12 protein-coding genes are annotated in these 13,045 nt (G+C 69.5%); 5 read left to right on the top strand and 7 right to left on the bottom strand.

Features of this window, described 5'->3' with window-relative positions:
* Positions 1 to 27: 27 nt before the first annotated feature.
* From AC1DRO_RS03705 to AC1DRO_RS03690, 4 genes are all read right to left on the bottom strand, one after another.
* Positions 28 to 906 (bottom strand): DUF1684 domain-containing protein, encoded by an 879-nt coding sequence (locus AC1DRO_RS03705; RefSeq protein ID WP_476946059.1) that lies wholly within the window; start codon positions 904 to 906, stop codon positions 28 to 30.
* A 19-nt stretch (positions 907 to 925) separates the two neighbouring features.
* A complete protein-coding gene (locus AC1DRO_RS03700; protein WP_476949868.1) occupies positions 926 to 1,546 on the bottom strand; it encodes a TetR/AcrR family transcriptional regulator in 621 nt (206 codons plus the stop codon).
* 100 nt (positions 1,547 to 1,646) lie between these two features.
* Positions 1,647 to 2,240 carry a TetR/AcrR family transcriptional regulator gene (locus tag AC1DRO_RS03695; RefSeq protein WP_476949867.1) on the bottom strand — a complete coding sequence of 198 codons (594 nt, stop codon included), beginning with the start codon at positions 2,238 to 2,240 and terminating at the stop codon, positions 1,647 to 1,649.
* Positions 2,237 to 3,253 carry an aldo/keto reductase gene (locus tag AC1DRO_RS03690; protein ID WP_476949866.1) on the bottom strand — a complete coding sequence of 339 codons (1,017 nt, stop codon included), beginning with the start codon at positions 3,251 to 3,253 and terminating at the stop codon, positions 2,237 to 2,239. The genes AC1DRO_RS03695 and AC1DRO_RS03690 overlap by 4 nt, the downstream gene beginning before the upstream one ends.
* A gap of 165 nt (positions 3,254 to 3,418) precedes the next feature.
* Here AC1DRO_RS03690 and AC1DRO_RS03685 point away from each other — a divergent pair, with 165 nt between their 5' ends.
* From AC1DRO_RS03685 to AC1DRO_RS03675, 3 genes are all read left to right on the top strand, one after another.
* On the top strand, positions 3,419 to 4,099 hold the full coding sequence (locus AC1DRO_RS03685) for an NADPH-dependent F420 reductase (RefSeq protein WP_476949865.1): 681 nt from the start codon (positions 3,419 to 3,421) through the stop codon (positions 4,097 to 4,099).
* Between the two features lie 250 nt (positions 4,100 to 4,349).
* Entirely contained in the window at positions 4,350 to 7,163 is a 2,814-nt protein-coding gene (ppc, locus tag AC1DRO_RS03680; protein WP_476949864.1) for a phosphoenolpyruvate carboxylase, read from the top strand.
* Between the two features lie 156 nt (positions 7,164 to 7,319).
* Positions 7,320 to 7,625: a hypothetical protein gene (locus AC1DRO_RS03675; RefSeq protein ID WP_223914453.1), complete on the top strand. Its 306-nt coding sequence runs from the start codon at positions 7,320 to 7,322 to the stop codon at positions 7,623 to 7,625.
* Here the strand turns inward: AC1DRO_RS03675 and AC1DRO_RS03670 are convergent.
* Together AC1DRO_RS03670 and AC1DRO_RS03665 are read right to left on the bottom strand one after the other, a co-directional pair.
* Positions 7,622 to 8,257, bottom strand: coding sequence for a DedA family protein (locus AC1DRO_RS03670; RefSeq protein WP_476949863.1), 636 nt, complete (start codon positions 8,255 to 8,257; stop codon positions 7,622 to 7,624). The genes AC1DRO_RS03675 and AC1DRO_RS03670 overlap by 4 nt on opposite strands.
* A gap of 27 nt (positions 8,258 to 8,284) precedes the next feature.
* Positions 8,285 to 9,235 carry an RluA family pseudouridine synthase gene (locus AC1DRO_RS03665; protein WP_476949991.1) on the bottom strand — a complete coding sequence of 317 codons (951 nt, stop codon included), beginning with the start codon at positions 9,233 to 9,235 and terminating at the stop codon, positions 8,285 to 8,287.
* A gap of 629 nt (positions 9,236 to 9,864) precedes the next feature.
* Here AC1DRO_RS03665 and AC1DRO_RS03660 point away from each other — a divergent pair.
* Positions 9,865 to 10,596, top strand: coding sequence for a helix-turn-helix domain-containing protein (locus AC1DRO_RS03660; protein WP_476949862.1), 732 nt, complete (start codon positions 9,865 to 9,867; stop codon positions 10,594 to 10,596).
* Positions 10,589 to 11,281, top strand: a complete 693-nt coding sequence (locus tag AC1DRO_RS03655) for an SRPBCC family protein (RefSeq protein ID WP_476949861.1) — start codon at positions 10,589 to 10,591, stop codon at positions 11,279 to 11,281. The genes AC1DRO_RS03660 and AC1DRO_RS03655 overlap by 8 nt, the downstream gene beginning before the upstream one ends.
* Before the next feature lie 161 nt (positions 11,282 to 11,442).
* Here AC1DRO_RS03655 and yczR read toward each other — a convergent pair whose 3' ends face one another.
* Positions 11,443 to 13,023: a MocR-like transcription factor YczR gene (gene yczR, locus AC1DRO_RS03650; protein ID WP_476949860.1), complete on the bottom strand. Its 1,581-nt coding sequence runs from the start codon at positions 13,021 to 13,023 to the stop codon at positions 11,443 to 11,445.
* Positions 13,024 to 13,045: the final 22 nt, after the last annotated feature.

Raw genomic sequence — 13,045 nt, 5'->3', positions numbered from 1 at the left:
TTGACCGTTTAGACCGTTTAGACCCGTTTAGAAGAGGCCGGGTTCCTTCTCGCCGGCCTCAATCTTCACATCGAGGCTGTTGTTCCGCACCGGCATGGGGCAGGTGCCGTACGGGGTGAAGGCGCTGGGGTAGTTGATGGCCCGGTTAAAGTCCAGGACCACCGACCTATTTCCCAAGGAGTCGACGCGGGGCCTCGCGGTGGAGACCTTCCGCCACTCGTCAGTACTTTCCCCGTTGGTCTCGTCGTGGAACGTCACCGTCAGGGCGCCGAGCTTCTCCTCCTCGGCCTGCAGGTGGAACTCGTGGTCCGCGCCGGGAAGCCGGAAGACCAGCTCGCCGACCGAGCGGTGGACCCCGTCCACGAGCGGGTTGGCCGTGCCGATCGGGACATCCACAGGCTCGGGATAGGGCACGAACCTGGCCTCGATGACCAGGTCCGGGCGGAAGTCGAAAGTGGGCACGCCGTCGAACTCCGTGAACGCCGGCGACTGCGAGTCGCGCGTGCGGATGGCGTACTTGTCCGCCCGCATGGCGAGCTCCACCACCACCTGGCGGCCGTCGTCGCCGCCGTACTGGACCCACATCAGTGATTCCTCGTCGGCGAGCACGGCGCTGATGGTCCCGTCCACGGGTTCGCCGGTTTCGACGAGGGTCAGACCGTCGGACGCGGCGGCGGTGAGGAACGCCGCGGTGCCGTCTGTGGACCAGAGGCCGGGGGCGAGCTCGACGGCGGCCGGCTCGCCTTCCAGCCACTGGAAGGAGGTCAGCGTGAGCCAGCCGTGCTCGCTGGCGAGGGCCGTGTTGCGGCTGTTCCGGAAGCGTTGCCAGCGGGCCAGCTGCGGGTTCTGCACTGCATCAGGCGTGGGCTTCGAGCCAGTCCCGGTTTCAGGGTCAGGGGTGGTCATGGGCACCTCCAAGGGGGTTTCAGCTGGTGGCGGGTGGGGTTTTGAGGCTGGCCGCCACGAGTTGGGCCGCGGTGGTTCCGGCTGCGGCGGCCGCGGCCGGGTCGCCGTCGAGCACCCCGCTTGCCAGGCCGCCGTCGAGTACCAGGGTCAGGCTGCGGGCGAGCTGGTCCGGGTCCCCGGCGCCGGCGCGTGCGGCGAGGTCCCGGATCCAGGCGCGGATCTGCCGCTTGTGGGCCACGGTCCGGTCGTGGACGCGGGTGCCGGCGGCCGACTCGGCGGCCGCGTTGATGAAGGCGCAGCCGCGGTAGCCGTCGCGCCGGCAGGCGGCTGTCAGGGCATCGAACAGGCCCACGAGCTGCGCGGCCGGGTCCTCGCCGGCGGCCTCGGCGGCGGCGTGCAGCTGCCCGGTCCAGACGCCGTCCACCTTCTCCAGGTAGGCCAGCATGAGGTCGTCCTTGGCCGGAAAGTACTTATAGAACGTGGCTTTCGCGACGCCGGACTCGGCGATGATGGTGTCGATGCCGGCGGCCCGGAAACCCTGCGCGTAGAAGAGCCGGAAGGCCGTGGCCAGGATCTTCTCCCTGGCATGCCCGGCAGGGGTGCGGGCAGCCGGGGCGGCGGTGGCTGCTGGCGAGGTCATGGCTCAATCGTACACAGACAAGTCTGTCTACGCCGCAGTGTCATTCGCCCTGTGGCTCGTCAACGACGGACCGCCGGCCCGCCTCCGCCTGATCCGGCGGCTACGGGCGGGCGGCCAGACCCCGCACGAGCAGCCGCCAGACCTCGCGCAGCTCGGCCCCGATGGCCGGGTCCGACCATTCCGAAGCGTGCAGCGGGTGGTGGAACCGCGCCGTGGCGTGCAGGACGGCACGGCCGGCCGGCACCGGATCCGGGACGGCGAATTCGCCGCTGCGGACGCCGTCGGCAATGATCTCGGTCAGCGCTGCGGCCAGGTGGTCAACGTGGGCCGCCACCACTTCCCGCGCCTCGGCGGTCAGCTGGCCGAACGTGGCAAACAGCTCCGGATCGTTCAGCGCCATGCCCTGCTTGATGGCCGCGAGGCGTTCGAGCCAGCGGAGCAGGCGTTCCGCGGCAGGGCCCTCCGTATCGCGGGCAGGATCCAGCGGCTCCGCGAGGCGGTCCAGCCAGCGCCGGGCCACCGCGTCCCGCAGCGCCACCTTTGTGGGAAAGTGCCGGTAGACGCTGCCGTGGCTGACACCCAGGGCCTTCGCGACGTCCACCACCGTGGCCTTGGCCGGTCCGAAGCGCCGCAGCACGTCTTCGGCGGCGTCGAGGATGCGCTCCTGGGTCAGGACGGCGGCCACAGGGGTCACCGGCGTTCGCTGTCGAGCATGGCCATCTGGCCGGCGTCGTAGCGGGTGCCCGCGGCCGAGTCGGCGGGGACGGCGGCCTCGATCGCTGCCAGGTCCTCGGCGGAGAGGAGCAGATCGACCGCGCCCAGCGATTCGGAAAGCCGTTCCCGACGGCGGGCGCCAACGAGGGGGACGATGTCCTCGCCGCGGGACAGGACCCAGGCGATGGCGAGCTGGGCGACGGTCGCGCCCTTGCGGTCGGCGATTTCGCGGAGCCGTTCGACGAGCTCGAGGTTCCGCTGCAGGTTCTCGCCGGAGAACCGGGGCAGGTGGGCCCGGAAGTCGCGCCGGTTCCCGGTTCCGGCGGCCGGCCAGTGGCCGGAAACCAGGCCGCGGGACAGCACGCCGTATGCCGTGATGCCGATGCCCAGCTCGCGGGCCACCGGCAGGATGTCCTGCTCGATGCCACGGGAGAGGAGGGAGTACTCGATCTGGAGGTCCGAGACCGGGTGGACGGCGTTGGCGCGGCGCAGGGTGTCGGCGCCGACCTCCGAGAGGCCGATGTGGCGGATCAGACCCTGCTGCACGAGCTCGGCCAGTGCTCCCACGGTTTCTTCCACCGGAATGGACGGATCCAGGCGGGCCGGCCGGTAGATGTCCACGTAGTCGGTGCCGAGGCGCCGGAGGGTGTAGGCCAGGAAGTTCTTGATGGCCACCGGACGGGTGTCCACGCCGTTCCATCCGCCCCGGGCATCGCGCAGGACGCCGAACTTCACGCTGATCTGGGCGCTCTCGCGCCGTCGGCCGCGGATCGCGTCGCACAGCAGCATTTCGTTGTGGCCCATGCCGTAGAAGTCGCCGGTGTCCAGCAGGGTCACGCCGGCGTCGAGGGCGGCCTGGATCGTGGCGACGCTCTCGGCGTCGTCGGCGGGGCCGTAAAGATCGGACATGCCCATCAGGCCGAGGCCGATGGCGGCGGTGCTGGGGCCGGTGGAGCCCAGGGTGCGGGGGGTGCCGAGAGTAGAAGTTGTCATGCCGTGACCATACAACAATCATCTGACAGATTTCAAACTTTGTCAGCTGAGATGAGACGGGCGGGGCGTCGGCGTGCGCTTATTGCCGTAGACAGGTCTGTCTGATAGCGTCATGCCCACACGTAGACGAACCTGTCTACTCCACGACTTCAGAATGAGGACGCCATGAAGATTGCAGTACTGGGAACCGGCATGGTTGGGCGCACGATTGCCGGCGCACTGGCGGGGCTGGGGCACGACGTCGTGATCGGCACCCGCGACCCGCAGGCGACGCTCGCCCGGACCGAACCGGACATGATGGGCACCGCGCCGTTCGCCGAGTGGCACGCCGCAAACGCCGGAGTCGACGTCGCCGGCTTTGCTGACGCGGCGTCCGGCGCCGAGCTGATCGTCAATGCCACCAACGGTGCCGGCTCGCTGGCCGCGCTGGCCGCAGCGGGGACCCCGAACCTGGCCGGCAAGATCATCATGGACATCGCCAACCCGCTGGACTTCTCGCAGGGCATGCCGCCGTCGCTGAACCCGGTGAACACGGACAGCCTCGGCGAAGAGATCCAGCGGTCCTTCCCGGAGGCCAAGGTGGTGAAGACGCTGAACACCATGACCGCGTCCGTGATGGTCAATCCGGCCCGGGTGGCCGGCGGTGACCACACGGTGTTCGTCTCCGGGGACGACGCCGGCGCCAAGGCGGCCGTAACGGAACTCCTCAAGGGCTTCGGCCACCGCGACGTGATCGACCTCGGCGACATCACGAGTGCCCGCGGTGCGGAAATGATCCTGCCGATCTGGCTGCGGATCTGGGGCGCGCTGGGCACCGGCGAGTTCAACTTCAAGATCGCGCGCTAACCCCTTCACCCGCCAAGCCCGCAGCAGGGGCCGTTCCGGGAGCTCAGAACGGCCCCTGTTGCGAACTGGTTGGGGTCCCGGGGGGTCCGTGGGGGAGGGGCGTCGGGCCGGCGCGGCGGGGCGTGACACTATCTGAGACGGAATTCCAGCAGGGAGTGCCTGCGGGTAACATCCCATGGGAAGAAGTAATCGGGCTCACAGTATCCAGCGCAGTGTACGAGCCAAGTCGAACCCTCGAAAGATAGTTTCCATGGCAGACACTGCAATGCATTCCGACACCGATCTTGCCGCCGAACTCCGGGCTGATGTCCGCCGGGTCTCCACCCTCCTCGGCGAATCCCTGGTCCGCCAACACGGCCCCGAACTGCTGGATCTGGTGGAGCAGGTGCGCCTGCTGACCAAGGAATCCAAGGAAGCCGCCCGCGGCGGCGCTGACGCTACCGGGCCGTGGAGCTCGTACGACGTCGTCGCCCAGGTCCGCGAACTGCTCGGTTCCCTGCCGCTGGAGCAGGCCACCGACCTGGTCCGCGCCTTCGCGTTCTATTTCCACCTGGCGAACGCCGCCGAGCAGGTCCACCGGGTCCGCGGGCTGCGCACCCGGCAGGAGAAGGACGGCTGGCTCGCCAAAGCCGTGGAGGAGATCGCGGACCAGGCGGGCAACTCCGTGCTGCAGGAAGTCGTCAACGAACTCGACGTCCGCCCCATCTTCACCGCACACCCCACCGAGGCCTCCCGCCGCTCCGTGCTGGACAAAATCCGCCGGCTCTCGGACATCCTGTCCGAATCCACGGCGGAGGGCACCTCCGCGCGCCGCCGCCAGGACCGCCACCTGTCCGAAGTGATCGACCAGATGTGGCAGACGGACGAGCTCCGTCAGGTCCGGCCCACCCCCGTGGACGAGGCCCGGAACGCCATCTATTACCTCACCGGCATCCTCAGCGACGCCATGCCGGAAATGCTCTCGGACCTCTCCGAGCTGCTTGCCGAGCACGGAGTCACGCTGCCGCCACAGAAGGCCCCGATCCGCTTCGGCTCCTGGATCGGCGGGGACCGCGACGGAAATCCCAACGTCACGGCCGCCGTCACCCGCGAAATCCTCCAGATCCAGAACCAGCACGCCGTGCGGATCAGCATCGGCCTGATCGACGGGCTCATCTCCATCCTGTCCAACTCGACCGCGCTGGCCGGGGCGGACCAGGAGCTCCTGGACTCGATCGACGTCGACCTGGGGAACCTGCCTGGCCTGGACCGCCGCGTGCTCGAGCTGAACGCTCAGGAGCCCTACCGGCTCAAACTCACCTGCATCAAGGCCAAGCTGATCAACACCGGCCGCCGGGTCGCGGCCGGATCCGCGCACGAGCCCGGCCGCGACTACACCGCCACCGCGGAGCTCCTCGCCGAGCTCGGCCTGCTCGAACGGTCGCTGCGGAACCACCACGCGGCCCTCGCCGCCGACGGCGCCCTGTCCCGGGTCCGCCGCGCCATCGCCTCCTTCGGCCTGCACCTGGCCACCCTCGACATCCGCGAGCACGCCGACCACCACCATGACGCCGTCGGGCAGCTCATGGACCGCCTTGGCGGGCCCGGTGTCCGGTACGCGGAACTCAGCCGCGCCGAGCGGCTCGAGGTACTGGGCTCCGAACTTGCGTCCCGGCGCCCGCTCTCCGGCCACCCGATCAAGCTCGACGGCGTCGCCGACGGCACCTACGACGTCTTCCGGGAGATCCGCCGCGCCCTGCGCACGTACGGCCCCGACGTGATCGAGACGTACATCATCTCCATGACCCGCGGCGCAGACGACGTCCTGGCCGCCGCCGTGCTGGCCCGCGAGGCCGGCCTGGTCAGCCTGTTCGGCGAGGCGCCCTACGCCAAGATCGGCTTCGCGCCGCTGCTGGAGACCGTCGACGAACTCCGCGCCTCGGCCGAAATCGTGGACCGGCTGCTCTCCGATTCGTCCTACCGCGAACTCGTCCGGCTCCGCGGCGACGTGCAGGAAATCATGCTCGGCTACTCGGACTCCAACAAGGAATCCGGCGTCATGACGAGCCAGTGGGAAATCTACAAGACCCAGCGCAAGCTCCGCGACGTGGCCGCCAAGCACGGCGTCCGCGTGCGCCTTTTCCACGGCCGCGGCGGCTCGGTGGGCCGCGGCGGCGGGCCGACCTATGATGCCATCATGGCCCAGCCCAACGGCGTGCTCGAGGGCGAGATCAAGTTCACCGAGCAGGGCGAGGTCATCTCGGACAAGTACTCCCTGCCGGAGCTGGCCCGCGAAAACCTCGAGCTCTCCCTGGCCGCGGTGCTGCAGGGCTCGGCCCTGCACCGCACCCCGCGCACCTCGGAGGACCAGCGTGTGCGCTACGGCCACGTCATGGAAACCGTCTCCGACGCCGCGTTTGCGCGCTACCGCACGCTGATTGATGACCCCGATCTGCCCGCCTACTTCATGGCCTCCACCCCGGTGGAGCAGCTGGGATCCCTCAACATCGGATCCCGTCCGTCCAAGCGCCCCGACTCCGGCGCCGGGCTGGAGGGTCTCCGCGCCATCCCGTGGGTGTTCGGCTGGACACAGTCGCGGCAGATCGTGCCGGGCTGGTTCGGTGTGGGCTCCGGCCTCAAAGCCGCCCGCGAGGCCGGTAACTCGGCCCAGCTCAAGGAGATGATCGAGGGCTGGCACTTCTTCCGCTCGGTGCTCTCCAATGTTGAGATGACCCTGGCGAAGACGGACATGGACATTGCCGGCTACTACGTCTCCACCCTGGTGCCGGCGGAACTGCACCACCTGTTCCGTGCCATCCGGGCCGAATATGATCTCACGGTCGAGGAGATCCAGAACCTTACCGGCGAGCACGTGATTCTCGATGCCCAGCCCACCCTGAAGCGCTCCCTCGAGATCCGGGACCAGTACCTCGACCCCATCAGCTACCTGCAGGTGGAACTGCTGCGCCGCGTCCGGGCCGAGGCCGCGGAGGGCATGACCGGGGCCGAGATCGACGAACGGCTCCAGCGGGCCATGCTGATCACGGTCAACGGAGTCGCCGCCGGGCTGCGCAACACCGGGTAGCCCCCTCCCGACGCTCCCTCAGGTCCTGCGGTTATTCCCTGGACGCTCCCTCAGGTCCTGCGGTTATTCCCTGGACGCTCCCTCTCCCGGTGAGGGAGCGTTGGGGTTTTGGGTGCGGAAGGTGAGGGAGCGTGGCGGCGCGGCTAGGGTTGTTCCATGCCGTCGTTCCAGACCAGACTGAAGATCACCGGGCTCAAGCCGGGCACCGCTCCCGAAGCCGTCATGGCCGCGGCCATCGAGGCGCTTGGGACGCGGCACCACGTCGAATCGCACCAGCTTGAGCTCGCCGGCGGCGTACCGCAGCTGAACCTGCGCTTCCTGGTCGAAGCCACCGCCTACAGCGCCGAAAACAGCCAGGCGCTGGAGTCGGCAGCCATGATGCGCGACGCCGTCGAACGCGTTGCGCTCACCGGCGCGCTGACCGTGCTGCGCCGCAGCCGCGGCCGCTGGGCGCCCGTCTAAAAGTCCAGTTCCTCGTCCGGGTCAACCACGGCGGACTCCACGGGGGAGGGGCTGCCCCGGCGCCGCGTCACAATCACGCCCACGACCGCTCCGACCAGCAGCCCGACGCCGACGCCGATCAGGGAGCTCGCCCAGAAGGGCAGCCCGGTGGCGGAGCCCATGAAATAGCCCAGTGCCACGGACCAGGCTGCCCAGAGCAGGCCGCCGAGGGCCGCGCAGAGGCTGAACCCGCGGGTGGAGACGTTGGCGATGCCCGCCGCGGCCGTCGTGGCCAGCCGCCCGCCGGGGATGAAGCGGAGGCCGATGATCGCGCCGTAGGTGGAGGACCGGCCGGCTTTCGCGATCGCCGCGTGGACGGCCGCGTGGAACCGGAGACCCCATTTCCAGCGGTCGAGCACGTGGCTTAGCCGCCGTTTGAACAGCTGGAAGACGAGAAGGTCACCAAGCCATGAGGACACCGCGGCGAGGAGCACCACGAGGAACGCGTTGATGTGGCCCTCCGCGGACAGCGCGCCGCCGGTGATGACCAGCATTTCCGAGGGGACGGGCGGGAAAATCGCATCGCCGATCACGAAGGGGAAGATCCAGAAATAGATCGCGGCGCCCCAGCTGTCCGCATTTCCGAAGTCCATGGGCACAAGGTACCGCACTTCCAGCCGCTAGCGTGCCTCGCTGAGTTCCAGTCTGCTGCGGTATTCCACCGGGCTCCCGGAGATGGGGTCCACGAAGCGGATCCCGCGGGCCAGGAGCTGCAGCGGCTTGGCGTAATTGTCCGGAGCCTTGTCCAGCAGTTGCGGGTAGAACGCATCGTTGACGATCCCGAGGCCCAATGAGGCCATGTGCACGCGGAGCTGGTGGGTCTTCCCGGAGTGCGGCTCCAGCCGGTACAGTGTGCGGCGGTGCGGGCCGCCGTCGGCGTCGGGTGCGCCGGAAGCGTCAAACGTGCGCAGCCGCTCGATCCGGGTTTCCGCATTGGGTTCGCCGTCGACAACCTCGGCCAGCAGGTAGCTGCGGGACTTGGTCATCCGGTTCCGCACCACCACAGGGAAGTCCACTGCGGGATGGCCCGGTGCGGGCTCCGCGGCGGACACACACTCGTATTCCTTCTGGACCTGGCGCTTTTCGAAGAGCACCTGGTATTTGCCCCGGGTCTCGGGGTTCGTGGAGAGCAGCAGGATGCCGGCGGTCATGCGGTCCAGGCGGTGCATGGGAATCAGGTCCGGGAGGCCGAGCTGGTTCCGGAGCCGGACCAGGGCCGATTCCTGGATGTACGTCCCGCCGGGGGTGGTGGGCAGAAAGTGCGGCTTGTCCACCACCAGCAGGTGATCGTCCTGGTGCAGAATGTTCAGCTCCACCGGGATCCGGGTCTCCGGCGGCAGGGTCCGGTAGTACCAGATGAACGTGTGGTCCTGCATCGGCGTGCTGCGGTCCAGGGCGATCCCCGCCTCGCCGACGATCTCGCCCGCGTCGAACCGGTCCTCGATGCCCTGCGGATCGATGTGCCCCCAGCGGTGCATCATGTAGTCCATCGCGGTCTCCCAGGGACCCTCGTCCGGAAGGCGCAGACGCGTCGCGTTGACGCCGTCGCGCACGGGAAGGGGGGATTGCATCACCCGACCATTCTACGGGCCCGGCCTACCGCGCCCCCGCGCGGTGCTAGCCCCCCCGCGGCCGCGACCCAGTACCGCTGCCCCGCCCGGGCCGGCCCCAGTTCGTCCGAGCCCCGCCGCCGCGACCGGGTCTGCGCCGCCCCGCGAGTTCCAGTTCGCCGGATACCTACGAGGTCGCCGGAAACATACGGCGACCTCGTACGCTTCCGGCGAACTCGCGATGCGCCGCCGAGTTGTGCCCGTCACGCCCCGCGCGCTGCCGCCGTCCGTGTCCCTCGCCTACCCGCCGTCCTCTCCCGCGGGGCCCGTGCTCCAGTTCGCCGAACCCGTGCCAGGTCGCCGGAAACACACCGCGACCTCGGACGCTTCCGGCGAACTCGCGATGCGCCGCCGCCCTGTGCCCGTCACGCCCTGCGCGCTGCCGCGTCCATGTCCCTCGCCTCCCCGCCCGCCGTCCTCTCCCGCCGGGCGCCCTAAGCTCCAGTTCGCCGGACCAGGGCCAGGTCGCCGGAAAGGTCCGGCGACCTCGGACGCTTCCGGCGACCTCGCCATGCGCCGCTGCCCGCACACGAGCGCCGACGAGAAAAAAGTTCTTGACAAATAAAATTGTCGGGGGGCAGACTGGAAGCATGTTGGACATCGGAGTAATTGAGGATCCGGCCGCGGCGGAGGCCTCGCTGGACCCGATCCGGACGCGGATCCTGCGCGAGCTGGCCGAGCCCGGATCTGCGACGCAGCTCGCCGCGAAGGTGGGCCTGCCGCGGCAGAAGGTGAACTACCACCTCAAGGCGCTCGAGCGGCATGGGCTCGTCGAGCTCGTCGAGGAGCGGCGGCGCGGCAACGTGACCGAACGCATCCTGCGGGCGACGGCGGCGTCGTACCTGATTTCGCCGGCGGCGCTGGCCTCGGTGGCGCCGGACCCGCACCGGTTCTCGGACCGCTTTTCCGCCTTCTGGCTGCTGGCACTCGCTGCCCGCATGGTCCAGGAGATGGGGCAGCTGATCGCCGGGGCGGCCGCGGCCCGGCAGAAACTCGCCACCTTTGCCATCGACGGCGAGATCACCTTCCGTTCGGCGGCGGACCGGGCGGCCTTCGCCGAGGAGCTCGGCGTCGCCGTGACCCGGCTCGTGGACAAGTACCACGACGGCGGTGACCTCCCCTCAGGTTCCCCGGCAGATCCGCGGGCAGGTTCCCAGGCAGGTCGCCGGCCGGAGGGACGCAAGCACCGGCTGGTTGTCGCGCTGCACCCGGCGCTCAAGTCGCCGCAGCCGAAGGCAGCGCACGCAGACCCACAAAAAGCAACCCCACAAACAGCAACCCCACAAACAAACCCACAAGCCAAGGAGCAGGACAATGACTGACCAACGGAAATTCGAAATCGTCTACGACACCGAACTGCCCGGTACCCCTGAGCGGGTGTGGGAGGCCGTCACCAAGGACACCCCGGCATGGATGTTCCCCACAGACCAATGGCCGGCGGTCCGGACCGTGGACGAATACCCCTCCCATCTGGTGTCCCGGATGGACGGTCCGGATGGCTGGTTCAACCAGCTGGAGCACGTCCTGGAACCGCTCGACGGTGGCCAGACCCGGCTGCACTACGTGCACAGCGGCATCTTTGCGGACAACTGGGATGAGCAGTATGACGGCGCCAGCAAGCACACGGCGTTCTATCTGCACACCCTGGGCCAGTACCTGAAGTACTTCGACGGCAAGCCCGTGGTCTTCACAGACATCCAGGCACCCGCCGCGTCGCAGACCCCGGACGGCTTCGACCGGCTCAAGCGGGCCCTCGGCGTCGACACTGCCGCTCCGGGGGAGACGGTGGAACTGGAGCTCGACGGCGTAGGGCCGCTGGCCGGCGAGATCGACTTCGCCAACGAGAACTTCCTCGGCCTGCGGACCGCGGATACGATGTACCGCTTCTTCGGGCGCAACGCGTTCGGCGCGCCGGTGGGCATGACCGTGCACGACTTCAGCGGCAGCGGGGACGCCGGGGCGACGGCCCAAGCCTGGACCGGGTTCCTGGCGAAGGTCTACGCCTGATCCCGCGACGCGCATCCTGCCTGGCGATGCCCTGAACGTTCGAGTTCGCCGGGAACGGGCCGAAGTCGCCGGAATGGTCCGGCGACTTCGGTCGTTTCCGGCGACCTCGAGGCGCGGGAAAGAACGGGCGTCGCAGGACAGGCCTGCAAGCGCCCCAGAATTCAGGCGATGGCCGCGGCCGGCGGGGACGACAGGTTGCGCCGCAGCTGCGGGGAGGCCTCCAGCCGGTCCTGCGCCGAACGCAATGCCAGCACGGCCGTCTCCAGCTGCTCCGGTGGCAGCGTGAACGGCAACCGCAAGTACTGCTCAAACGCGCCGCCGACGCCGAACCGGGGTCCGGCGGCGAGCCGGATTCCGACGTCGGGGGCCAGAACCGCCAGTGCCGTGCTGATCGGCGCCGGGAGTCGGCACCAGACGGACAGGCCGCCGTCGGGCCATTCGGGCTCCCAGCCCGGCAGGTGCTCCCGAATCAGTTCCACCAGTGTGTCCCGGTTCTCGCGCAGCGCGGAAAGCCTGTCGGGGAGCGGCTCTGTCATGGCGTTGACCAGATGCGCCCCGGCGAGCTGCTCCACCACCGGCCCGCCCAGGTCCAGGGTGGTGCGGGCGGCGGCGAAGCGCTGGATGAGGGGCTCGCTGGCGCGGATCCAGCCGGTGCGCAGCCCTGCCCAGTGCGACTTGCTGAGGGAACCGAGGGAGACCACCGCCGGGCTGAAAGCGGCCATGGGGGTCGAGGCGGCGCCGTCGAGGTTCAACTCCCGCAGCGTCTCGTCCACCACCAGCACAGTGCCCGACGCCGCGGCCGCCTTCACGAGCCGGCGCCGCTGGGAATCGGGCATCAGCCGGCCGGTGGGGTTGTGGAAGTCCGGCACCACGTACGCCATCGCGGGCCGCTGCTGGAGCAGCGCCGTTTCCATGGCCTCGATGTCCCAGCCGCCTGCGCCGATCGGGGCAAGACCGTTGTGGGCAAGGCCGTTGCCGCCTGCGCTGTGGACCCGGCCGCCGTGGACTCTGCCGCTGGGGCGTGCGCCGCCGGGGGCCGCGGCAGGCAGGGCCACCGGGACCGGGCGGCAGCCCGCAGCCCGGATCGCGTCGAGGGCGTTCGGGTAGCTCGGATGCTCCACCAGCACCTTGGTCCCGGACCGCCCGGCCAATGTGCGGAGCACAATGTTCAGCGCGTGCTGGGCGCCGGAGGTGACCAGGACCTGCGCGGCCGTTGTCGGGACCCCGGCGGCGGTGTACCGGGCCGCAATGGCTTCCCGGAGCGGGCCCACGCCCAGGGCGTCATAGCCGAAGCCTGGCAGCAGGGCCGGCAATTCGGTCAGGGCCGCGGCAAAGGCCCGGTGCACCACTTCGCCGCTGGCGGGCAGGGAGGCGTAAGCCAGGTCCAGGATCCCGTCCGGCACCGCCAGGCCGGGCGCGCCACTCAGCCGCAGGGCTCCGTCGTGGCCGCCGGCATGCAAGGGCCCCTGGCTCGGGATGCAGCTCCTGCTCCGGCTGCCCTGGCCGCTGCTGAGGAAACCCTGCTCTCGCAGCAGGGCGTAGGCCGCCGTCACCGTGGTGCGGCTGATGCCAAGGGCCGCTGCCAGCGAGCGCTCGCTCGGCAGGGCGACGTCCAGGGCGACGCGGCCGTCGAGGATGAGCAGGCGGACGACGTCGGCCAGCTCGCGGTAAGCGGGGGCGGCGCCGACGTTCCACTCGCCCAGCAGGCGGGCCAGCGACCCCGGAGTCAAAGAGACGGACATAGAGCCAGTATTTCAAACTGGC

Source organism: Arthrobacter sp. P4_F11, from assembly GCF_056401395.1.
This window is presented reverse-complemented; position numbering and strand designations above follow the sequence as displayed.

Excerpts from the sequence above, each read along its gene's own strand:
- yczR (WP_476949860.1), bottom strand. The coding sequence starts at position 13,023 with ATGTCCGTCTCTTTGACTCCGGGGTCGCTGGCCCGCCTGCTGGGCGAG.
- AC1DRO_RS03685 (WP_476949865.1), top strand. The coding sequence starts at position 3,419 with ATGAAGATTGCAGTACTGGGAACCGGCATGGTTGGGCGCACGATTGCC.
- AC1DRO_RS03660 (WP_476949862.1), top strand. The coding sequence starts at position 9,865 with ATGTTGGACATCGGAGTAATTGAGGATCCGGCCGCGGCGGAGGCCTCG.
- AC1DRO_RS03670 (WP_476949863.1), bottom strand. The coding sequence starts at position 8,257 with ATGGACTTCGGAAATGCGGACAGCTGGGGCGCCGCGATCTATTTCTGG.
- AC1DRO_RS03705 (WP_476946059.1), bottom strand. The coding sequence starts at position 906 with ATGACCACCCCTGACCCTGAAACCGGGACTGGCTCGAAGCCCACGCCT.
- AC1DRO_RS03665 (WP_476949991.1), bottom strand. The coding sequence starts at position 9,235 with ATGCAATCCCCCCTTCCCGTGCGCGACGGCGTCAACGCGACGCGTCTG.
- AC1DRO_RS03700 (WP_476949868.1), bottom strand. The coding sequence starts at position 1,546 with ATGACCTCGCCAGCAGCCACCGCCGCCCCGGCTGCCCGCACCCCTGCC.
- AC1DRO_RS03655 (WP_476949861.1), top strand. The coding sequence starts at position 10,589 with ATGACTGACCAACGGAAATTCGAAATCGTCTACGACACCGAACTGCCC.
- AC1DRO_RS03690 (WP_476949866.1), bottom strand. The coding sequence starts at position 3,253 with ATGACAACTTCTACTCTCGGCACCCCCCGCACCCTGGGCTCCACCGGC.
- ppc (WP_476949864.1), top strand. The coding sequence starts at position 4,350 with ATGGCAGACACTGCAATGCATTCCGACACCGATCTTGCCGCCGAACTC.
- AC1DRO_RS03675 (WP_223914453.1), top strand. The coding sequence starts at position 7,320 with ATGCCGTCGTTCCAGACCAGACTGAAGATCACCGGGCTCAAGCCGGGC.